This is a genomic window from Arthrobacter sp. 01L42, assembly GCF_056400005.1.
The window spans coordinates 154,576-176,867 of record NZ_JBFTSL010000008.1 but is presented as its reverse complement, the minus strand read 5'-3'; the positions used below and the strand labels follow the sequence as shown (position 1 = coordinate 176,867).

The window sequence follows — 22,292 nt, the reverse complement described above, 5'->3', positions numbered from 1 at the left end:
GGCAGTGAAACGCACTATTTTCTCCGGTACCATCGACGTAGCAGCTTTGACCCGGCCATCACCGGTGAGCTTCCGGAAGAACACCCTCGCGTGAGGTGGAGATTTAGTCGCCACGGTGCGTGCACGGGCCAGTAGAACCGGACGGGTAAGCCCGTCACAGCAGTAATGAGCGGCCGACGCCGGTGCAGAACCTTTCGCGAAGGGGAGCGGACCGGTGGCGGTAAGTGAGGTGGTACCGCGGTCCGTGGTGTCGGAAGACAACAGGGCCGTCCTCGCATCCTGAATGCATGTGTTCACCAGCTCAACCCAGGATGTCGAGATGACTTATTACCCCAAGGCCTCCGCCACAGGCGCCGGCTCCACCACCTCTGCGTCAAACGCGGCTTCCAACGCAGTTTCCAACACCTCCGGGGTGTCTGCCTCCGTGAAGTTCCCGGAGATCGAAGAGCGCATCCTCAAATACTGGGACCAGGACGGCACCTTCCAGGCGAGCATCGACCAGCGGGATGCTGGTCAGGACGGGTCCAACGAGTTCGTCTTCTACGACGGCCCGCCCTTCGCCAACGGCCTGCCGCACTACGGCCACCTCCTGACCGGCTACGCCAAAGACCTCGTGGGCCGCTACCAGACCCAGCGCGGCCGCCGCGTGGAGCGCCGCTTCGGCTGGGACACCCACGGCCTGCCCGCCGAGCTGGAAGCCATGAAGCAGCTGGGCATGACGGACAAGACCCAGATCGAGGCCATGGGCATCGACAAGTTCAACGACGCCTGCCGCGCCTCCGTCATGAAGTACGCCGACGAATGGAAGAGCTACGTCACCCGCCAGGCGCGCTGGGTGGACTTCGAAAACGACTATAAGACGCTCAACGTCGAGTACATGGAGTCCGTGCTCTGGGCCTTCAAGCAGCTGCACGAAAAAGGCCTGACCTACAACGGCTACCGCGTCCTGCCGTACTGCTGGAAGGACGAGACGCCGCTGTCCAACCATGAGCTGCGCATGGACGACGACGTCTACAAGAACCGCCAGGACCAGACCGTCACGGTCACGTTCCCCATCACGGCAGGGGACTCGGAGCTGTCCAGGCAGCTCGCCGGGGTACAGGCACTTGCCTGGACCACCACGCCCTGGACGCTGCCCACCAACCTGGCGCTCGCCGTCGGGCCCGACATCAGTTACGTGGTCCTGCCGGCCGGCCCGCACGGGATCAAGGCCGCGGCGGCCGACGCCCCCGTCACGGGCAGCTTCCTGCTGGCCGCGGACCTCCTGGCCGCCTACGCCAAGGACCTCGGCTACGGCGACGGGGCCGAGGGTGCCGCCGCCGCGGAAGCCGCGATCACCTCCCGCCACACCGGCGCCGAGCTCAACGGCTTGAGCTATGAGCCGCTCTGGGACTACTTCCACGACGCCGAAAAGTACGGCACCGAGAACGCCTGGCGCTTCCTCGTGGCCGACTATGTCACCACCACCGACGGCACCGGCATCGTCCACCAGGCCCCCGCTTACGGCGAAGACGACCAGAAGATCTGTGAAGAGGCCGGCATCCCCGTTGTCCTCTCGGTCGACGAAGGCGCAAAGTTCCTGCCGCTCTTCGGCCACGGCGACCTCGCCGAAATCGCCGGGCTGCAGGTATTCGAGGCCAACAGGCCCATCACCCAGGTGCTCCGCGCCCAGGGCCGCCTGGTCCGCCAGGCCAGCTACGAGCACAGCTACCCGCACTGCTGGCGCTGCCGCAACCCGCTGATCTACCGCGCCGTGTCCTCCTGGTACGTCGAGGTCACCAAGTTCAAGGACCGCATGTCCGAGCTCAACCAGGACATCAACTGGATCCCGGGCAACGTCAAGGACGGCCAGTTCGGCAAGTGGCTCGCCAACGCCCGCGACTGGTCCATCAGCCGCAACCGCTACTGGGGCAGCCCCATCCCCGTCTGGCAGTCCACCGACCCGGACTACCCCCGCACCGACGTCTACGGCTCCCTGGCCGAAATCGAGGCCGACTTCGGCCGCCTGCCGCTGAACAAGGCCGGCCAGGTGGACCTGCACCGGCCGTTCATCGACGAGCTCACCCGCCCGAACCCGGATGACCCCCGCACTCCGGAAGAAGGCCAGTCCGTGATGCGCCGCGTCGAGGACGTCCTGGACGTCTGGTTCGACTCCGGTTCCATGCCCTACGGCCAGGTCCACTACCCGTTCCAGAACGAGGAATGGTTCGACACGCACAACCCGGCGGACTTCATCGTCGAGTACATCGGCCAGACCCGCGGCTGGTTCTACATGCTGCACATCCTTTCCACCGCGCTGTTCGACCGTCCGGCCTTCCGCAACGTCATCAGCCACGGCATCGTGCTGGGTTCGGACGGGCAGAAGATGTCCAAGAGCCTGCGCAACTACCCGGACGTCTCCGAGGTCCTGGACCGCGACGGCTCCGACGCCATGCGCTGGTTCCTGATGTCCAGCCCGATCCTGCGCGGCGGCAACCTCGTGGTCACCGAGCAGGGCATCCGCGACGGCGTCCGTCAGGTCATACTGCCGCTGTGGAACGTTTACAGTTTCTTCACGCTGTACACGAACGCGGCAGATGGCGGGCGCGGGTACGACGCGAAGCTCCGCTACGACGGCTACGCCGACACCCTGGACCAGTACCTCATGGCCAACACCGGGGACCTTGTCCGGAACATGACCACCCAGCTGGACAGCTACGACATCTCCGGCGCCTGCGACGAGCTGCGCAGCTACCTGGACATGCTCACCAACTGGTACGTCCGCCGCAGCCGCCAGCGCTTCTTCGACGAGAGTGTGGACGCCTTCGACGCGCTCTACACCGCGCTGGAGACCGTCACCCGCGTGGCCGCCTCTCTGCTGCCGCTGATCTCCGAGGAGATCTGGCGCGGCCTCACCGGCGGGCGTTCCGTGCACCTGGCCGACTGGCCGGATGCCGGACTGTTCCCGGCCAACCCGGGCCTGGTCGAGGCGATGGACCGGGTGCAGCAGATCTGCTCCACCGGCTCCTCGCTGCGCAAGGCCGCGAACCTGCGCGTGCGCCTGCCGCTGCAGGAACTCACGGTCGTGGCACCGGGCGCGGACGCGCTGGGCGGCTTCGCCGCCGTCGTCGCCGATGAACTGAACCTGCGCTCGGTCCGCCTGCTGGACGCCGAGAGCGCCTCCCCGGAGGAGTTCGGCATCGAGCAGAAGCTCGTGGTCAATGCCCGGGCCGCCGGCCCGCGCCTGGGCAAGAACGTCCAGCAGGCCATCAAGGGCTCCAAGTCCGGCGACTGGTCGGTCAGCGACGCCGGGGTGGTCACCGCCGGCGGCCTCGACCTCGAACCGCAGGAGTACACCCTGGAAACCGTCGTGGCCGAGGCCGCGGAAGGCGAAGGCTCACGCGCGGCCGCCGTGCTTCCCGGCGGCGGCTTCGTGGTCCTCAACACCGAGGTCACCCCGGAGCTGGAGGCCGAGGGCCTGGCCCGTGACATGGTCCGCGCCATCCAGCAGGCCCGCAAGGACGCCGGACTCAATGTCAGCGACCGGATCAGCACGTCCGTCACGGCGAAGCAGGACGTCGTCGAGGCGCTGCTGGCCAACGCGGAGCTGGTCAAGACCGAAACCCTGACCGTCGAGCTGGAAACCCTGGCGGCCGACATCAAGGACCCACAGGTCAGCGTTGCCAAGAAAGTTGGAGCCTAAACCATGACCGATGAATTCTCCGTTGAAAGCGTCTACGCCGAGCTGCTGGGCCGGGCGCCGGAAAACAAAATGGAGCCGCGGCTCGCCCCGCTGCACCGGGCCATGGAAATCCTGGGGGAGCCGAACAAGGCGTTCCCGATCATCCACGTCACCGGCACCAACGGCAAGACCTCCACGGCCCGGATGATCGAGGCCGGGCTGCGCGCCCACGGCCTGAGCACCGGCCGCTACACGAGCCCGCACCTGTCCAAGGTCACCGAGCGGATCAGCATCGACGGCGCCCCGGTGCCGGATGAGACGTTCGTCCGGATCTGGGACGAGATCCGTCCCTACCTGCAGATCGTGGACGGCGAACTCGAGGCGGCGGGCCAGCCCCGGCTGACTTACTTCGAGTGCCTGACGATCCTGGGCTTCGCGGTCTTCGCTGACCAGCCGGTCAACGTCGCCGTGATCGAAGTGGGCCTGGGCGGCATCACCGACGCCACGAACGTCGGCGATGGCCAGGTGGCCGTCGTCACCCCGATCTCGCTGGACCACACCGATCTGCTGGGCGACACCACCGGGGACATCGCCTACGAGAAGGCCGGCATCATCAAGCCCGGCAGCTTCCTCATCAGCGCGGCGCAGCCGGTCGACGCGGCCCAGGTCCTGCTGGAAAAGGCCAAAGAGGTCAACGTGCCGTTCCGCTTCGAGGGCGTGGAGTTCGGCGTCGAATCCCGCACCGTCGCGGTCGGCGGCCAGATGGTCACCATCCAGGGCATCGCCGGACGCTACGAGGACCTGCTGGTGCCGCTGCACGGCGCGCACCAGGCCGAGAACGCCGCCGTCGCCATTGCCGCGCTGGAAGCGTTCTTTGGCGGGGAAAAGGCGATCGACGCCGAGATCCTGCAGGAGGCCTTCGCCTCAGTCACCTCCCCGGGACGGCTTGAGGTGGTCCGCACCGCGCCGACCATCATCGTGGACGCGGCCCACAACCCGGAGGGCATCCGGGTCTCCGCCGAGGCCATCCACGAGGCCTTCAACTTCACCAAGCTGGTGGTGGTGGTCGGCGTTCTGCGGGAGAAGGACGCCGAGGAGATCCTGCGCCAGCTCAAGGAATCCCTGGGCGGCCTCGCCACCGAATACTGCTTCACCCAGTCCAACTCGCCCCGGGCCGTCCCGGCCGAGGACCTGGCCGAAATCGCGGTTGACCTGGGCTTCGGCGAGGAGAACATCCACGTCGCCGGGAAGCTCGATGATGCCCTCGAATGGGCCGTGGAACGGGCCGAAGCCGACGACGAGCCCGCCGGCGGGGTCCTCGTGACCGGCTCCATCACGCTCGTCGCGGATGCCCGGATCCTGCTCGGAAAGGCGGACGCTTAAGCGATGGCGAAACTCACCAAAGCCCAGCGCGAATGGCGCCCGGGCATGCCCAAAAAACGACGGTCGACGAAGGTCATGTTCGCCTCCACGGTCCTGTTGCTGGAAGCGTTCGTGGTGCTCTTCGGGACACTGGCCGTCTTTGGACTGCACCGGAACGAATATCCCGCGGCCCTGGTCTTCTCGGTGGGGATCGGCCTCTGCCTGGTCTTCATCTTCACGTGCGCGGTCCTCTCGAAGCCGTGGGGAGTGGCCCTCGGCTGGATCCTGCAGCTCGTGCTGATCCTGTGCGGCCTCGTGGAACCTGCCATGTACCTCGTCGGCGCGCTCTTCGCCGTGGCGTGGTGGTACGGGATCCGGACCGGCATCCGGATTGACCGGGAAGCTGCCCAGCGGGAGCGCGAGCAGGCTGACTGGGATGCGGCCCACCCCCAGGGCCCCGCGCCGGGAAAGAGCGCCTGAACGTCCATCCCGGGCACCTGGCCCGAACCCCGTAGACTTGACCCAAATCCCACCCCAACACATTGGAGCAGCTGTGAGCATTGAGCGCACCCTCGTCCTGATCAAGCCCGACGGCGTCGCCCGCAACCTGTCCGGCGCCATCCTGAGCCGGATCGAAGCCAAGGGCTACACCCTGGCCGAGCTCAAGAAAGTCGACGCAAGCCGCGAACTGCTGGAGCAGCACTACGAGGAGCACGTCGGCAAGCCGTTCTACGAGCCGCTGGTTGAGTTCATGCTCAGCGGCCCCGTGGTCGCCGCGATCTTCGAGGGCCACCGCGTGATCGAGGGCTTCCGCACCCTCGCCGGCACCACGGACCCGACGACGGCGGCGCCCGGTACCATCCGCGGCGACTTCGGCCGCGACTGGGGCCTGAAGGTCCAGCAGAACCTGGTCCACGGCTCGGATTCGGCGGAATCCGCCGAGCGCGAGATCAAGATCTGGTTCTAGCCCGAATTTCGGGACGGCCTCCGCCAGCGAGGGGACGGTTAAGGCCAATGTTCGTACCGGACATTGGCCTTAACCGTCCCCTCGCCGTTTGGGACCTCGCGGCGGGTGGGGCTTCGCTGCGTGCTCCGGGTCCGGAGACCTCTCATCGGCTGGCGAGGCGCACTAGATTCGAGAACTGACGGGTCTGCATGACCCAGTGCGCGGGCTCCAGCATGGCAATGCTCATGATAGGTTGCAGCCATTGTGGCCGTAGCGACCAGTACCCGCTGACCACCAGCCGGGTGCGCTCACCCGCGGCCTCCCGCAGCTCGAATCCCCAGAGCGAGTCGGTGTAATAGCGCGGCCGGGTTCGTGCCGGGTCGAATGGACGCCCGCGGAGATCGACCGACATACGCAGGCCCAGGAACCTCTCGGGTTCAAGCGCCGCGACCGCCCACCACTCGCTGCCGTCGGGCTTCGCCGCCAGACGGTCACCGATGGCGATGTCCTGCCACTCCGGATGGATGCGCCCTGCGCTGCGGCGCCCGAAATTATCGAGACGGTCCCAGCTGTACCAGCCGGCGCGATCCGTTCCCATCTGCACCAGCCAGGGCCACACGCGGGAAGGGGGCGCATCGATGGTCACCGCCATGGTCGCGCTTCGGGTGCTGCCCGGAATCAACCCGGCGCCCGGGTAAGGTCCCCGCGCTTCGTCAACGGTCGCACCCCAGCGAAGCAGGCGTGGCCGCGCAACGGCCAGGTATCCGGTGGTGAAAACGGCCACGGCACCCGCTGCCAGCAGGGATCCCCTCGGTGCAGGGTGCATCATCGCGCTTCCCCCTCAGTGATCAGGTGTTCCCGGAAGAACCCGAGGATGCGCAGGCGCGCGTCCTCGGCGGAGGGCTCGTGGTAACCGGCAGCGACCAGCTTCGCGAGCAACTTGTCCCCGAACGTGAGGTCCGACGGGCCATGCCTGTTGAGGAAGCCGTGACCGGCGTCGGGATAGACCTTGATGTCATGCTCTATTCCGGCCTCGGCGAGCAGCGGCTCCAGACGCGCCGGCACCTTGCGCACTCCGGGCCAGCGGTCCCTGGCGCCGTAGCTGCCAACGATGGGACAGGCGCGGGGCATTGCGCGGGCGGTCTCGTCATCCAGTCCGCCGTAGTTGACGCTTGCCGCGGCGAAGTCATGGTCCGGGGCCAGCATGAGGGCGAACCCGCCGCCCATACAGAAACCGATCACGCCGATCCGGCCGGTGCAGCCGTCCCGTCCGGCCAGCCAGGCGCGGGTGACGTCCAGGTCACCGAGGGGCCGCCAGCCGCGGATGAGGGACCACAAGCAGGCCGTCCTGGTGCCCCAGTAAAACAGGTCAGGTGCCACGGCGAGGAACCCCTCGCCGGCCAGCCAGTCGGCCTGGTCTCTGGTGTCACGGCTCAGGCCGAGTGCGTCATGGATGACGACGACGCCGGGCCACGGACCGGTACCGGCCGGCGTCGCCGCGTAGGCAGGCATGTCCCCTCGTTCGGCGTGAATGCTCACAACGGTCATGGGTCCTCCCGTGCACGCCCCACCGAGCCGGGCGCCGCGGCCGGGATGCGCAGTCCCGACGGCATTAGCCTGTGATGCTGCCTGAAGACGTGGACGAAGCAGGTTTAGCGAGTTGGGCCGTAATCTGATCCGTCCATTCGTCGACTGCCGCCCAGTCCCGCAAATCCCCAAATCGGCCGCCGGTGAGCCGGAACAACACCCGGAGCGGTGCCGGCATCTGGCCTGCCTGGTAGACGCCGGAGAAGAGTTTGTGGCCTCGAAGTGGAACTTCTTTGATCAGGACTTCTGCCAGACGTTCCTGTTGCATTGCCGCGCCGCGCCGGCGTATGGGCTTGGGCAGCGCATCCGCCATCCCTACACTGAAGGCCCAGACGGGCCGACTGGCCAACTCGCGGGCGTGGTGTTTGAAGAACAGCAAAGCCGGGGGCAGCCAGGCCTGGTTGTGGACGGCGCTGCCGACGACGACAGCCTCATAGCGGGAGAGGGCCCCGACGTCCTCCACGGACCGGCACTCTACCTCGCCCAGTGCACCCGCCATGCGGGATGCCATATGTTGTGCCATCTCCCGGGTGGAGCCCAGGGCGCTTGCGTAGGCAATTAGAACAGTCATCAAGAGGCCTCCGGTCTTCCTTCCTCCAGCCTTATGTAACCTGCGCGCGCGGGGTCGTGCCATAAGTCCCGACATGGGCCCGGACCCTCTCACCGAAGAGACGGCTAAGGCCAATGCCCAGCGCGAGCATTGGCCTTAACTGTCTCTTCGATGCGGTTGGGGCGTTTAGTAGCCGGAGGTTCCGATGAAAACCTGGATGAAGGCGAAGAAGATCGTCGCGACGACGGCGACGTACAGCAGCGCCGTAATGATCCAGCCGGAGTCGCCGATCACCTTGGTGGGACCGGCGGGCAGGGCAATCACGCCGTGGGAGATGTTCCGGACGCTCACCCAGACGAACAGCGGGATCATCACGGCCCAGACGATCATGCAGAACGGGCAGAGGATGTGGATGGCGTACAGGGCCTGGGACCAGAGCCAGACCACGAACGCGAAGCCCAGCGTCACGCCCGCCTGGAGCCCCAGCCAATACCACCGGGAAAACCGGGCGCCGGCGAGGATACCCATGGCCGTGGTGATGATCACGGCGAAGGCGACGATTCCGATGAACATATTGGGGAAGCCGAACACGGAACTCTGCGGTGTCTGCATGACCTGGCCGCAGGAGATCCACGGGTTCACGTCGCAGACCGTGACGTGGTTCGGGTCCTTCAGGACCTCCAGCTTCTCCAGCACCAGGGCCCCGGATGCGAGCCAGCCGATGACGCCGGTGATCAGCAGGAGCCAGGCGAACGGGCGGTCGCGGGTCATCGTGGGAAGGGGCCGCGCCGCGGGGGCCGGGCCGGAACCCGGTTGGTGCACGGTCGCGTCGCCGGCGGTGCTGGAGATGCTGGGCATGGAAATTGAGTCCTTTTTTAGTCGTCTTGACCGGGTGCTTCTTGCCCCGATTGTAACGCCGGAGGCTGAGCAGCGCCGGAGAACGGCCCCGGCCGCCGCGCCCGGCTGCACCTGTTGCACTTCCGGCCCCGCCTGCCCCTGCTTTCACGGCTCCTGTGAGACAATGATCGTGGCTGGAACCCGATCCACATCCGGATTCCGGTCCGGCGATTTTGTTTCAAGACCGCCAATGATGAGCAGGGAGCTGCGGATCCTCTGATTCCAGCTGTCCCGCAATGCCATTGGACGGCACCTGGTTGTGGCGTGTAGGTCAACGGGTTCCAAAACAATCTCGCCGGCCCTCCAGGGCTGCCGCACCCCACTGCCGGTGCGAACCTGAGGGTATCCAATTGACTTCTGTCAATGCCTGCGGGTGTTGACGCATATTTGCCCCAAGGGGCGCCGAATGTGGCGGCGCATCAGGGGCAGGAGTGTCGCCACATATGGATAATGACCAGGTAGTAGCCGGAAACGAAGAACTAGTAGTCACCGGGGAAGCGCAGGGAACTGCTGAAGCAGAGGCTCCGGTAGCGCCGAAGAGGGCCGTACGGACCCGCCGGAAGGCGCCCGTCGCCAAGGTCAACGCCGCGGAGGCGGCCGAGGCTGTCGCCGAAGCCGCGGCCCTGGCCGACGCGGCCGGTTCAGATGAGCCCGTCCGGGGCCGCCGTAAGCCGGCCAACGTCGAAGCAGCCGGATCTGAAACTGTTGAACCCGAAGCTGCTGTATCTGAAACTGCTGTATCTGAAACTGCTGCAGCCGAGACTCCGGCCAAGGCGCCCGCGCGGCGCACCCGGACCCGGAAAGCTGTAGCAGCCCCGGAACCGTTGCCTGCCTTCGCCGGCGACGCCGAAGCCGGCGCACCTGCCGCGGCAGAGGCCCCCGCAGCAGCTGGCACTGACGCAGCTGCCGCCGCAGAAGCCCCCGCACAAACGGCCGCAGAGACGGTTGCGGAAAAGCCGGTCCGGCGCCGCGCCAGCCGTGCCAAGGCCGCCCCGAAGACCGAAGACGCACCCGCAGCAACGCTCCCGGCCGAAGAGGCCCCCGCGGCGGAAGCACCCACCGCGGAAACCGCCGCAGCCCAGCCTGAAGAGCCGGAAGCCCGCCCCGAGGAAAGCCCGGCCGCGTCGCTGTTCATGGAACCGGGTGCCCTCACTTCCGTCATCTTCCAGGCCCCGGACCTGAGCACTGTGGTGCGTCCGGCCCCCGTTGCCGCCGCAGCAGCTGAGCCCGAGGACGAGGAAGGCGACGAGGACGAGGACGCCGGCAACCGCCGTCGGCGCCGCAGCCGCGGCCGGCGCGGCCGCACCCGCACCTCTGCCGAGTCCGACACCGAGTCGGAAGGCACCGAAGAAGAGGGCGACGAAGGTTCCGAGGTAATCCTTGAAGACGGTGTGACCTCCCGCCGCCGCCGCCGCCGTCGCCGTGGAGACCAGGACCTCGAGCTGACCGGCGGGGAAGGCGACGATCCGCCCAACACGGTGACCCGCGTCCGTGCGCCGCGTGCCATGGCCGAGGCGCCGGTGAACAACCGCGTCACATCCGTCAAGGGCTCCACCCGCCTGGAAGCCAAGAAGCAGCGCCGCCGCGAATCCCGCGACACCGGCCGCCGCCGTACCGTCATCACCGAGGCCGAGTTCCTGGCCCGCCGCGAGTCCGTGGACCGCCAGATGATCGTCCGCCAGCGCGACGACAGAATCCAGATCGGTGTCCTTGAAGACGGCGTCCTGGCCGAGCACTTCGTGTCCAAGACCCAGCAGGACTCCCTGATCGGCAACGTCTACCTGGGCAAGGTCCAGAACGTGCTGCCCTCCATGGAAGCCGCTTTCGTGGACATCGGCCGCGGCCGCAACGCCGTGCTCTACGCCGGTGAAGTGAACTGGGAGTCCGTCAACCTCGAGGGCAAGCAGCGCCGCATCGAGAACGCGCTAAAGTCCGGCGACTCCGTGCTGGTCCAGGTCACCAAGGACCCGGTCGGCCACAAGGGCGCCCGTCTCACCAGCCAGATCTCACTGCCCGGCCGGTACCTCGTGTACGTGCCCGGCGGTTCCATGACCGGCATCTCCCGCAAGCTGCCCGACGTCGAACGCAACCGCCTCAAGCGGATCCTCAAGGACCGCCTGCCCGAGGACGCGGGCGTCATTGTCCGCACCGCGGCCGAGGGAGCTTCCGAGGAAGAGCTGACGCACGACATCAACCGCCTCCGCGCGCAGTGGGAAGGCATCGAGAGCCAGTCGACGTCCACCAAGATCCTCGCCCCCGAGCTGCTCTACGGCGAACCTGACCTGACCATCAAGGTGGTCCGGGACGTCTTCAACGAGGACTTCTCCAAGCTGATCGTCTCCGGCGAGGAAGCCTGGGACACCATCGAGGCCTACGTCACCTACGTCGCGCCGGACCTCGTGGGCCGGCTCGAGAAGTGGACCAAGGACACGGACATCTTCGCGGCCGGGCGCATCGACGAGCAGATCCACAAGGCCCTGGACCGGAAGGTCTTCCTGCCCTCGGGCGGTTCGCTCGTGATCGACCGCACCGAAGCCATGACCGTGGTGGACGTTAACACCGGCAAATTCACCGGCTCCGGCGGCAACCTCGAGGAAACCGTCACCAAGAACAACCTGGAAGCGGCCGAGGAAGTCGTCCGGCAGCTGCGCCTGCGCGACATTGGCGGCATCATCGTGATCGACTTCATCGACATGGTGCTCGAATCCAACCGCGACCTCGTGCTGCGCCGCATGGTGGAGTGCCTGGGCCGGGACCGGACCAAGCACCAGGTGGCCGAGGTGACCTCGCTGGGCCTCGTGCAGATGACCCGCAAGCGGATGGGCACCGGGCTGCTGGAAGTCTTCGGCGAACAGTGCGAAACATGTGCGGGCCGCGGCATCGTCACCCACGACGAGCCGGTGGAGCACCGCCGCGCCAACACGGTCGCCGCGGAGCACTATGTGCCGCGCACCGAGGCGCAGCCTGCTGCCCGCCCGGAACGCAAGAGCCGTCGCCGCGGCCGGGGAGGCCAGGGCGGAGAGACCGCGCCGGCCGCACCCGCGCCCGTCCACGCCGAACCCACCGAGGCCGAACGCCACGCCAAGGCCGAGGCCACCCGTGCCGCGCTGGCCAACATCGCTGCCGCAGCGCACGCCGCGCACCTGCACGACGGGGAGGCAGCCGCAGCCAGCGACGCCGGGGCCCGCCAGGCCGCCGTCGACGCCGTCACGCAGCTCGCAGCCGCCGACGAGGCAGCCGGCCGCCCCGCAACGGTGCTGACGTTTGGCGGCGAGCAGGTGGCCCTGCCCTTCGTCGAGCACGCGGAGGACGCGCCGTCACCGGCCCTGACCCTGGACCTGCTGACCGAGGCCTTCGCAAACCTGGGCGAAGCCGAGGCCGGCAAGCCGGACCAGGCCGCCGGCCTGGCGGCCGGTCAGGCAGCAGCTGTTGCCGCACCGGAAGCCACGGCGCCCGAGGCGCCGTCGGCCGTCCGCGCTGCGGAGGCGCCGGCGTCACGCACAGCTGACACCACGACGCTGCGCGGCCGCCGCGGGCGCCGCAACCGGAGTGCCAGCCGCGCCCAGGGCGCAGCCAACGAAACCTCCGTGGAGCACCGCGAGGCAACCCGGCCGGCCGCGGCCGGATCGGTCCACGAGGCCAAGGCTCCCGCTGCGGCCGGGCCTGCGTCCATCCCGGCCGGCAACGAGCCGATCATCCTCGGCGTCGGCGTGCCGGCGTCGGAGCTGTAGTCCTCCGCGACTGACCACGTCCCCGTCCGGTCATTATTTCGACAGGTCGGGCCGCGGGTCCGGGTCATGGCAGACGTAACATACGTCCGCCCGGGCCCGGGCCCGCTCGTGCGTTAACGGGTCCTCCGGGTGGCAAGGGCTAGGCTGGAACACTGACACGGGGTGCCGGGCATCGGGCCGGCTGAGATCCAGACCCGTTGAACCTGTCCGGTTAGCACCGGCGAAGGGATGTCTTCCTTGTCCGCGAAATCGAATCCGTCCGAGTTCCTCCCGCCCAATTTTCTGCACAACGAGTCTCTGCCGGCCCCGCCGCGCATTCCCCGCGTGCTGGCCATCGCCGGCTCCGATCCCTCCGGCGGGGCCGGAATCCAGGCCGACCTGAAGAGCATCGCGGCGAACGGCGGCTACGGCATGGCCGCCATCACCGCCCTGACAGCGCAGAACACGCAGGGCGTGCGCGCCGTCCACGTCCCCCCGGCGGCGTTCCTCACGGCGCAGCTGGACGCCATCAGCGACGACATCGGCATCGACGCCGTCAAGATCGGCATGCTCGGTGACGCCGCCGTGATCGACGCCGTCCGCGGCTGGCTGGAAAAGGTGCGCCCCGCCGTCGTGGTCCTGGACCCGGTGATGGTCGCCACCAGTGGTGACCGGCTCCTGCAGGAATCGGCCGAGGCCGCCCTGCAGGCCCTCCTGCCGCTGGCGGACCTCATCACGCCCAACCTCGCCGAACTCGCCATCCTGCTCAAGGAACCCGTCGCTGCCGACTGGTCCGAGGCCCTGGCGCAGGGCAAGCGGCTGGCCGCCCTGACCGGCACCACCGTCCTGGTTAAGGGCGGACACCTCCAGGGCGCCGAGCCGGGGGACGGGTATGCCCACGACGCCGATGCCCACGACGTCGACGGCACCGGCGCCGGCACCGGCTGCCCGGATGCGCTGGTCAACACCGGCGGCCTGCTCGGCCAGGAAACGGTGGTGGTGCCGGGGGAGCGGATCGCGACGCGCAACAGCCACGGCACCGGCTGCTCCCTGTCCTCGGCCATGGCCACCGTGCAGGCCCGGGTGGGGGACTGGGAAGCGGCGCTGCGGGAAGTCAAGCCGTGGCTGCTGGGCGCGCTCCGCGAAGCCTCGGCCCTGGACGTCGGCTCCGGCAACGGCCCGGTCCACCACTTCCACCACCTGCAGCACCTCCAGGGCGGGCAGGGTCCGGCGGCGGGGGAGTTCGCCGCAGCCCTGCGCGCAGGAGCCGCGGGCCATCTTGAGGCGATCTACGCCCTGGACTTCGTCCGCGGGCTGGCCGACGGCACCTTGCCCGAGCACGAGTTCGCGTACTACCTCGCCCAGGACGCCATCTACCTCAACGGCTACTCCCGGGTCCTGGCCCGGGCCGCGGCGATTGCCCCCACCGAGGCCGAGCAGCTGTTCTGGGCCCGTTCGGCGCAGACCTGCCTGGAGGTCGAATCCGAGCTGCACCGTTCCTGGCTCAGCACGCGCCTCACGGCCTCCACCCTGGGCCCGGTCACGAAAGCGTATGTGGACCACCTGCTGGCCGCCTCGGTCTCCGGCAGCTATGGCGTCCTCGTGGCGGCGGCGCTGCCCTGCTTCTGGCTCTACGCCGAGGTCGGTTCCACGCTGCACCGGGAGTTCCTGGCCGGTGGCGCCCCCGGGGAGCACCCCTACGCCGGCTGGCTGCGGACCTACGCCGACGAGGACTTCGCCGCCGCGACCCGGCAGGCCATCGCGTACACGGACACGGCGGCCGGGCGGGCATCGGAGAGCGAGCGGCAGGCCATGGCCCTGGCTTTCCGGCAGTCATCGCGCTACGAAGTGGACTTCTTCGACGCGCCGCGGCTGTACGCCTGACGCGAGCTGGTCCGGACTACCGGTACGATGGTGGGGCACGGTTCCGGAAGTCGTTGCGGCAACACAGCTCAAGATGGTCAAGATCCCGGCCAAGAACATTGGCAGGGACTTTGCATCAAGATGTTGTGGCGCCTATCACGGACTACCCGCCGGAACCAGCCTCATTTGCGGCCGAAGACAAAATTAGCGTATTCTAGATCTTCGGTGCTTACGCCAACACTTGGGTTATGACCCTGAGAACGGTCCGCTTGGAATTCCAAATGGATTTGTTCCGGGGATAGCTCATGGGTTCCCCCGGGGAATCCACCGGCGTTGAGGCACAGCGTGAGCCGGTCCAAAGAATTTGGCCCCTGGTTCCGCACGCAAATCTAGTAATAAACGTCGAGAGAAGTGAGTTCCCCAGTGGTGTACGCGATTGTCCGCGCAGGCGGCCGCCAAGAGAAGGTTTCCGTTGGAGACTTCGTTACCCTGAACCGCGTCCCCGGTGGAGCCGGCAGCACCTTTGAGTTGCCCGCACTGCTCCTGGTGGACGGTGACAAAGTCACGTCTGCTGCTGCGGACCTGGCCAAGGTAACGGTTACGGCTGAGATCCTCGAAGACCTCCGTGGTCCGAAGATCGTCATCCAGAAGTTCAAGAACAAGACCGGTTACAAGAAGCGTCAGGGCCACCGTCAGGAACTGACCAAGGTCAAGATCACCGGTATCAAGTAACTCTTCGTTACTGTTCAGGTTCCAGCAGATTCCCCAGAATTTTTGAAGGCAGGCATTTCAAATGGCACATAAAAAAGGCGCGAGTTCCACTCGCAACGGTCGTGACTCCAACGCCCAGTACCTCGGCGTCAAGCGCTTCGGTGGCCAGGTAGTTTCCGCAGGCGAGATCATCGTCCGCCAGCGCGGCACCCACTTCCACCCGGGCGCCGGCGTAGGCCGCGGCGGGGACGACACCCTGTTCGCCCTGACCCCCGGTGCTGTCGAGTTCGGCACCCGCCGTGGTCGCCGCGTTGTGAACATCGTGGCTGCTGCAGCCGCAGAGTAACAATAAGTTCTAAATCGGTGGGGCGGGCCATTAGGTCCGCTCCACCGGTGTTTTAACCGCATTACAATCATCTTGGGCGCCTTTGGGGGTCCGGGGAACAGCACTGAGGAGATCCACGTGGCGAGCTTTGTAGACCGGGTAGTACTGCACGTATCCGGCGGTACCGGCGGTCACGGCTGTGTCTCCGTCCACCGTGAGAAGTTCAAGCCCCTCGGCGGTCCCGACGGCGGCAACGGCGGCAACGGCGGCGACGTCATCCTGCGCGTGGACCCCCAGACCACCACCCTGCTCGACTACCACCACGCGCCCCACCGGCACGCCACCAACGGCGGCCCCGGCATGGGCGACTGGCGCGGCGGCAAAAACGGCGAAACCCTGATCCTTCCGGTGCCGGTGGGCACCGTGGTGAAGTCCAAGTCCGGCGAAGTCATCGCCGACCTCGTGGCCGAAGGCGACGAATACATCGCCGCCGCCGGCGGGATTGGCGGCCTCGGCAACGCCTCCCTGTCCTCCCAGAAGCGCCGCGCGCCCGGCTTCGCGCTGCTCGGCATCGAAGGCGAATCCAGCGACGTCGTCCTGGAACTGAAGTCCATCGCCGACATCGCCCTCGTCGGCTTCCCCTCCGCCGGCAAGTCCAGCCTGATCGCCGCAATGTCCGCCGCCCGGCCCAAGATCGCGGACTATCCCTTCACCACCCTCATCCCCAACCTGGGTGTCGTCCAGGCCGGTGAAGTCCGCTTCACCATTGCCGACGTCCCCGGCCTGATCGAGGGCGCCAGCGAGGGCAAGGGCCTCGGCCACCACTTCCTGCGCCACGTCGAGCGGTGCGCCGCCCTGGTGCACGTGCTGGACTGCGGCACGCTCGAATCGGACCGCGATCCGCTCTCCGACCTCGCCATCATCGAGGCCGAGCTGGAGAAGTATGCCGTCGACATGAGCTACAGCGGGTCCGACGGCGAAGTCGTACCGCTGAACCACCGCCCCCGCCTCGTGGCCCTGAACAAGGTTGACCTGCCGGACGGCAAGGACATGGCCGAGTTCGTCCGCCCGGAGCTCGAATCCCGGGGCTACAAGGTCTTCGAAATCTCGGCGACGAGCCACGAAGGCCTCCGCCAGCTTGGCTTCGCCATGGCCGAAATCGTCAAGGCCGCCCGCGACGCCGTCGCCGCGACCCCGCCGAAGGTACACGCCCCCGTGCTGCGCCCCCGCGCCGTCAACGAGACCGGCTTCACGATCCGCCGCGAGGAAAAGAACCTTGAGCCGCTCTTCCGCGTCCTCGGCGACAAGCCCGTGCGCTGGGTCAAGCAGACAGACTTCACCAACGAGGAAGCGATCGGCTATCTCGCCGACCGCCTGGCCAAGCTCGGCGTCGAAAATGAACTGTTCAAGCAGGGCGCCAAGCCGGGCGACATGGTGGTCATCGGCGAGGACGACGGCGTCGTCTTCGACTGGGAGCCGACCATGATGGCCGGTGCTGAGCTGCTCGCCTCCCCCCGCGGCACCGACGTGCGCTTCGCCGACATCGGCGACCGCCCGACGCGTGGCCAGAAGCGCGACGAACAGCAGGAACGCCGCGACGCCAAGGCCGCCGCCCGCGCCGAGCTCGAAGCCGAACGCAAGGCCGGCATCTGGACCGAATCCGTCAGCAGCCGCCGCGCGCGGCAGCCGCTCAAGGAGAGTGGACTGGGCGAAGCCGATGACGAGTAAGGCCGTCGTCGAGCACCGGTCCCAGCCGCTCAGCGCTCAAGACCTCAAGGCCCAGGCCATCAACGCCCCGGACCGCACCGCGCTGTCCGGGGCGCGCCGGATCGTCGTCAAGGTCGGGTCGTCCTCGCTGACGTCCATCAAGGGCGGGATCTCCGAAGAGGCCCTGACCGGGCTCGCCGACGCCCTGGCGCACAAGCGCAACGCGGGCGCGGAGATCATCCTGGTGTCCTCCGGTGCGATCGCCGCCGGCCTCGCCCCGCTCGGCCTCGAGAAGCGCCCCCGCGACCTCGCCACCCAGCAGGCCGCCGCCAGTGTGGGCCAGGGCCTGCTGATGGCCCGCTACACCCACGCCTTCGGCGCGCACGGTGTCACCGTCAGCCAGGTGCTGCTGACCGCCGATGACTTCATGCGCCGCAGCCAGCACACCAACGCGTTCCGCGCGCTGGACCGGTTGCTGAACCTCGGCGTTGTCCCGGTGGTCAACGAAAATGACACCGTAGCCACCCACGAGATCCGCTTTGGCGACAACGACCGCCTCGCTGCCCTGGTGGCTCACCTGGTCCGCGCCGACGCGCTCGTGCTGCTCTCCGACGTCGACTCCCTGTACGACGGTCCGCCGTCGCACGGCGCGAAGCGGATTCCGCACGTCTCCGGCCCCCACGACCTCGACGGCGTCTCGATCGGCAGCACCGGCAAGGCCGGTGTGGGCACGGGCGGCATGGTCACCAAGGTCGAAGCCGCCAGCATCGCCGCAGGGTCGGGTATCCACGCCCTCGTAACATCCACGGCCAATGCGGCCGCCGCGCTGGCCGGCGAGGACGTGGGCACATGGTTCTCCGTCAACGGCGCGCGCAAGCCGATCCGGCTCCTGTGGCTGGCCCACCTGGCATCCGTGCGCGGCACCCTGGTGCTCGACGACGGCGCGGTCAAGGCCGTCCGCGACCGCCGCACCTCGCTTCTGCCGGCCGGAATCGCCGCGGTGAAGGGCGACTTCGAGGCCGGCGACGCCGTGGAGATGGTGTCGCTGGACAACACGGTGATTGCCCGCGGGCTGGTCAACTATTCGGCCGCCGAGCTGCCCCAGATGCTGGGCCGCTCCACCCATGAGCTCGGCAAGGCACTGGGCCGCGGATATGACCGCGAAGTTGTTCATGTTGACGACCTGGTGCTGGTCTAGGTTCCCCCGACGCCTAAACTGGAAGCATGACTGAGGCCCTGACTTCCGCTGCCGTGACTGATGTGCCTGCCGGCACCGTTCCCGCCGGTAACGCCGCGCCCGCCCAAGGGTTCGCCGCGGCGCCGGATCCGGCGGCGGCCCCTGGCACGGCAACGGAGACCGAAGCAGCCGTCCACGCGGTCGCAGACCGCTCACGCCACGCCGCCCACAGGATGGCACGCGCCAACCGGGCCTGGAAGGACCGGGGCCTGCGCGCCGTCGGCAAGGCGCTGGTGGATCACAAGCATCAGATCCTGGCCGCCAACGCCAAGGACGTCGCGGCCGGCCGGGCCGCCGGCACCAGCGCCGCCCTGCTGGACCGCCTGACGCTGACCGAGTCACGCATCACGGCCCTCGCCGCCGCACTGGAAAACCTCGCCACCCTGCCCGACCCCGTCGGGAACGTGGTGCGGGGCCAGACTCTCCCCAACGGGCTGCGCCTGCGCCAGATCAACGTACCCATGGGCGTGGTGGCCGCGATCTATGAGGCCCGCCCGAACGTCACCGTCGACATCGCCGGACTGGCCCTCAAGAGCGGCAACGCCGTCATCCTGCGCGGCGGATCCGCCGCCGCTGCCACCAACGCCGCCCTGATCACCATCCTCCGGGATGCGCTGGAATCAGTGGGCCTGCCCGCCGACGCCGTCCAATCCGTGGACCAATACGGCCGCGACGGCGCCAACGCGCTCATGCGGGCGCGCGGCCGGGTGGATGTGCTCATTCCCCGCGGCGGGCGCGAGCTGATCCAGGCCGTCGTGACGAACTCCTCCGTGCCGGTCATCGAGACCGGTGAAGGCAACGTCCATATCTTCCTGGACGCTTCCGCCAGCGAGGAAATGGCCGTGGACATCCTCCTCAACGCCAAGACCCAGCGGCCCAGCGTCTGCAACACCGTCGAAACGCTCCTGGTGCACTCCAAGTCCACTGTCCTTCCCGCGGTAGCCGCCGCATTGCGGGCTGCCGGGGTCACCCTGCACGTGGACCAGCGCATCCGCGCCGCCCTGCCGGCCTCGGTCCAGTCCGTGCCGGCCACGGAAGACGACTGGGCCACCGAATACATGAACCTGGACCTGGCCGTGGCCATGGTGGACAGCCTGGACGAGGCCGTCAGGCACATCCGCAAGTGGTCCACCGGCCACACCGAAGCGATCCTGACCAACGACCTCGCCAACGCCGAGCGCTTCATCGCCGAGGTCGATTCGGCGGCCGTGATCGTGAACGCCTCCACCCGCTTCACCGACGGAGGCGAGCTCGGCCTCGGCGCCGAAGTGGGCATTTCCACCCAAAAACTCCATGCCCGCGGCCCCATGGGACTGACCGAGCTGACCACGACCAAGTGGATCGTGCAGGGCGAGGGCCAGATCCGGGGCTAGCAACGCTGTAACATGGAACGGAAGACCGGAACGGCGGACACCTCCGCCGTCGTCAAATTTTGAACTCACTAGGGGAGAACATGCTGTCGCAGCAGATCGCCACTTTCGTCGCCGCCGCCGGCGAATCGGGCCACGAGGAACTCGCACCGCTCATTGCACCGCCGTTTGTCATTGGCGGCACCATGTTCGCGATCCTGGTGGTCCTGCTGCTGATCACCCTGTCCTACTCCAACCTGGGACGGCGCCACGTGGCTGTCGAGGAGCACTCGGACCCGCACCGCCAGCACCCGAACAAGCACGATCACGGCCAAGGTCACTAATATTTCCGCCCCCACGAAGCAGCGCGGCGCCCAGCGCCGCCTGCGTCTGGGTGTGATGGGCGGCACGTTCGACCCCATCCACCACGGACACCTTGTCGCGGCCAGTGAGGTCGCGGCCAAGTTCGACCTCGACGAAGTCGTTTTTGTGCCCACCGGCCAGCCCTGGCAGAAGATGGCCAAGAAGGTCAGCGAAGCCGAGCACCGGTATCTCATGACAGTCATCGCCACGGCCTCGAACCCGCGCTTCACCGTGAGCCGGGTGGACGTGGATCGTCCGGGACCGACCTACACGATCGACACCCTGCGTGACCTGCGGACCCTGCGTCCGGACGCCGATCTGTTCTTCATCACCGGCGCGGACGCCCTGGCCCAGATTTTGTCCTGGAAAGACATCGATGAACTCTGGTCCCTCGCGCACTTCGTGGGTGTAACCCGGCCGGGCCACGTCCTGGACGGCATGGGCCGCAAAGACGTCAGCCTCCTGGAGGTCCCGGCCATGGCCATTTCCTCCACGGATTGCCGCACGAGGGTGGCCGAAGGCAACCCGGTCTGGTACCTCGTGCCGGACGGGGTGGTCCAGTACATCGCCAAGTATGGCCTGTACCACGCCAGCCCCGACGCCGATCGCCTCGAAGCCGGACACGCCGGGACCGCCAACGCCGGAAACGGCGCGGCAGGGACTGCCCCCGCACAGCACGATCCAGCCTTTGAGATAACCCAACCAGCCAGCACTGAATGAGTTTGCCATGAGTCAGGAACAGCCTCCCATCCGCAGCCGCCGCGAATTGCGGCAGGCCAGAGATGAACGTCTGGACACTCCGGGCCCGGGCGAGCCGACGGAGGCCGAAATCACCGGCCGGAGCCGTCGCGTTGCCGACGCCCCGGTGGACTCTGTGCGTGCTGATTCTGTGCCCGCTGGCACTGAGCGGTCTTCCCAGGTCCGGGCACGGGACCGCGCCGCGCTGCGGACCATCAAGGAACTCGCAGAGAAGGAAGGCCAGCTGGCCGGCGGAGGGCCGCCCACGCGACGCCAGTTGAGGCTTTTGGAGCTGGCGACCGAAACGGCCCCGGCCACCCAGGCCAACACCATTGTCCCGGTGTCGCCGCGGACCCGGGCCACCCCGGTGGTTTCCCCGGCTCCGAAGGATGCCGCCTCCAAGGACGCCGCCCCGAAGGGCGCCGCCGCTGGGGCGGCCGCCCCGGCGCCCATGGACCCCGCTGCGCCCAAGGCTCCCGCGGCCGACGGCGCCGGACCGGGCGGGGCGACGCCCGAGGGCATGACCGTGGAGCAGGCGCTGGCCGCCCGCGAACTCCTCGCGGAGCAGGCCAAGAACCAAGTGGCCAAGATGGAACACATTGCGGCCACGGATCCGGATGCCGTTGATCCGGCCGTCCTGGCCGAGCAGATCGCCCTCGCCGAGCGTGCCGCGATCCTGAACCGCCGCGCCGCCGCCAAGCAGAAGCTTGCCGAACAAAACAGTCAGCCGGCGGCGCCCCGCAACGATCCGACCACGGCCAACAACCTGGCCATGGTCACACCCTTGGAATTCGAGAAGGTTCCCGGCGTGGAGCGGCCCGTCATGAAGCGCCCTGCCACGTCGTACGTTCCGGTTGTCACCAACCCGGGTCCGCGCGTGGACGCGCCACGGAAACCCGGCCTGCGGCGGCCGGGCATCTCCCGCCAGAAGGCCGCAGGTCCCGCCACGGGCTCTGCCGCTGGCAGGGCCGGCGTCCTGGCCCGTGCGGAAGCAGCAGCAAAAGCCGGAAAGGCAGGGTCGGCAAACGCGGCAAACGCGGCAAACGCGGCAAACGCGGCAAACGCGGGAAATTCGGCGGGGGAGGCCGAGGAAAGACTCGTGGGCGGGGAACCCGTGGCCGCGAATGCCGCCTACGGGCTCGAACCCCTGGATGCCGCTACCGCCGGACTCGGCCGGGCGCGCCGCCTGCGCATGCTCCAGCTCGGCGTCCTGGCGGTGGGGATCGTTGCCCTCATCGCCGGCATCACGCTGATCGTCACCGGGCTGGCCCACTAGGTCTCAGGCC

At 67.9% G+C, this 22,292-nt stretch carries 18 protein-coding genes and 1 riboswitch; of the genes, 14 read left to right on the top strand and 4 right to left on the bottom strand.

Going from position 1 to position 22,292, the window contains the following annotated elements:
• Positions 1 to 319 precede the first annotated feature (319 nt).
• From ileS to ndk, 4 genes are all read left to right on the top strand, one after another.
• Entirely contained in the window at positions 320 to 3,682 is a 3,363-nt protein-coding gene (ileS, locus tag AC1DN2_RS09555; protein WP_476850140.1) for an isoleucine--tRNA ligase, read from the top strand.
• Positions 3,683 to 3,685: 3 nt separating this feature from the next.
• Positions 3,686 to 5,044: a bifunctional folylpolyglutamate synthase/dihydrofolate synthase gene (locus tag AC1DN2_RS09550; protein WP_223917442.1), complete on the top strand. Its 1,359-nt coding sequence runs from the start codon at positions 3,686 to 3,688 to the stop codon at positions 5,042 to 5,044.
• Between the two features lie 3 nt (positions 5,045 to 5,047).
• The gene (locus tag AC1DN2_RS09545) at positions 5,048 to 5,503 is read left to right on the top strand and encodes a DUF4233 domain-containing protein (protein ID WP_476850139.1); all 456 of its coding nucleotides are present in this window, start codon (positions 5,048 to 5,050) and stop codon (positions 5,501 to 5,503) included.
• Between the two features lie 73 nt (positions 5,504 to 5,576).
• Positions 5,577 to 5,990, top strand: coding sequence for a nucleoside-diphosphate kinase (gene ndk / locus AC1DN2_RS09540; protein ID WP_018773361.1), 414 nt, complete (start codon positions 5,577 to 5,579; stop codon positions 5,988 to 5,990).
• 142 nt (positions 5,991 to 6,132) lie between these two features.
• Here the strand turns inward: ndk and AC1DN2_RS09535 are convergent, their stop codons facing one another.
• From AC1DN2_RS09535 to AC1DN2_RS09520, 4 genes are all read right to left on the bottom strand, one after another.
• Complete coding sequence (locus AC1DN2_RS09535; protein WP_476850138.1) at positions 6,133 to 6,798, bottom strand: hypothetical protein; 666 nt, start codon at positions 6,796 to 6,798, stop codon at positions 6,133 to 6,135.
• Positions 6,795 to 7,517 carry a dienelactone hydrolase family protein gene (locus AC1DN2_RS09530; RefSeq protein WP_476850137.1) on the bottom strand — a complete coding sequence of 241 codons (723 nt, stop codon included), beginning with the start codon at positions 7,515 to 7,517 and terminating at the stop codon, positions 6,795 to 6,797. The genes AC1DN2_RS09535 and AC1DN2_RS09530 overlap by 4 nt, the downstream gene beginning before the upstream one ends.
• 64 nt (positions 7,518 to 7,581) lie before the next feature.
• Complete coding sequence (locus AC1DN2_RS09525; RefSeq protein ID WP_043436539.1) at positions 7,582 to 8,127, bottom strand: flavodoxin domain-containing protein; 546 nt, start codon at positions 8,125 to 8,127, stop codon at positions 7,582 to 7,584.
• Positions 8,128 to 8,292: 165 nt separating this feature from the next.
• Positions 8,293 to 8,964 (bottom strand): vitamin K epoxide reductase family protein, encoded by a 672-nt coding sequence (locus AC1DN2_RS09520; protein ID WP_028277864.1) that lies wholly within the window; start codon positions 8,962 to 8,964, stop codon positions 8,293 to 8,295.
• 482 nt (positions 8,965 to 9,446) lie between these two features.
• Between AC1DN2_RS09520 and AC1DN2_RS09515 the strand changes: the two genes are divergently transcribed.
• The 10 genes from AC1DN2_RS09515 to AC1DN2_RS09470 all read left to right on the top strand — a co-directional run bounded on the left by AC1DN2_RS09515 (position 9,447) and on the right by AC1DN2_RS09470 (position 22,282).
• Positions 9,447 to 12,734, top strand: a complete 3,288-nt coding sequence (locus AC1DN2_RS09515) for an Rne/Rng family ribonuclease (protein WP_476850136.1) — start codon at positions 9,447 to 9,449, stop codon at positions 12,732 to 12,734.
• Positions 12,735 to 12,882: 148 nt separating this feature from the next.
• Positions 12,883 to 12,980: riboswitch (TPP riboswitch) on the top strand.
• Positions 12,981 to 13,049: 69 nt separating this feature from the next.
• On the top strand, positions 13,050 to 14,597 hold the full coding sequence (locus AC1DN2_RS09510) for a bifunctional hydroxymethylpyrimidine kinase/phosphomethylpyrimidine kinase (protein ID WP_476850157.1): 1,548 nt from the start codon (positions 13,050 to 13,052) through the stop codon (positions 14,595 to 14,597).
• A 402-nt stretch (positions 14,598 to 14,999) separates the two neighbouring features.
• Entirely contained in the window at positions 15,000 to 15,308 is a 309-nt protein-coding gene (rplU, locus tag AC1DN2_RS09505; protein WP_018773353.1) for a 50S ribosomal protein L21, read from the top strand.
• A 61-nt stretch (positions 15,309 to 15,369) separates the two neighbouring features.
• The gene (rpmA, locus tag AC1DN2_RS09500; protein WP_009372867.1) at positions 15,370 to 15,633 is read left to right on the top strand and encodes a 50S ribosomal protein L27; all 264 of its coding nucleotides are present in this window, start codon (positions 15,370 to 15,372) and stop codon (positions 15,631 to 15,633) included.
• A gap of 117 nt (positions 15,634 to 15,750) precedes the next feature.
• On the top strand, positions 15,751 to 17,340 hold the full coding sequence (gene obgE / locus AC1DN2_RS09495; protein ID WP_079555434.1) for a GTPase ObgE: 1,590 nt from the start codon (positions 15,751 to 15,753) through the stop codon (positions 17,338 to 17,340).
• Positions 17,330 to 18,517 (top strand): glutamate 5-kinase, encoded by a 1,188-nt coding sequence (gene proB / locus AC1DN2_RS09490; RefSeq protein ID WP_476850135.1) that lies wholly within the window; start codon positions 17,330 to 17,332, stop codon positions 18,515 to 18,517. Before obgE ends, proB begins: the two co-directional genes overlap by 11 nt.
• Positions 18,518 to 18,543: 26 nt before the next feature.
• Positions 18,544 to 19,929, top strand: a complete 1,386-nt coding sequence (locus AC1DN2_RS09485) for a glutamate-5-semialdehyde dehydrogenase (protein ID WP_476850134.1) — start codon at positions 18,544 to 18,546, stop codon at positions 19,927 to 19,929.
• Between the two features lie 80 nt (positions 19,930 to 20,009).
• Complete coding sequence (locus AC1DN2_RS09480; protein ID WP_230011093.1) at positions 20,010 to 20,249, top strand: hypothetical protein; 240 nt, start codon at positions 20,010 to 20,012, stop codon at positions 20,247 to 20,249.
• A 55-nt stretch (positions 20,250 to 20,304) separates the two neighbouring features.
• Positions 20,305 to 20,988 (top strand): nicotinate-nucleotide adenylyltransferase, encoded by a 684-nt coding sequence (nadD, locus tag AC1DN2_RS09475; protein ID WP_476850133.1) that lies wholly within the window; start codon positions 20,305 to 20,307, stop codon positions 20,986 to 20,988.
• Between the two features lie 7 nt (positions 20,989 to 20,995).
• Entirely contained in the window at positions 20,996 to 22,282 is a 1,287-nt protein-coding gene (locus tag AC1DN2_RS09470) for a hypothetical protein (protein WP_476850132.1), read from the top strand.
• The last annotated feature ends 10 nt before the right edge of the window (positions 22,283 to 22,292 follow it).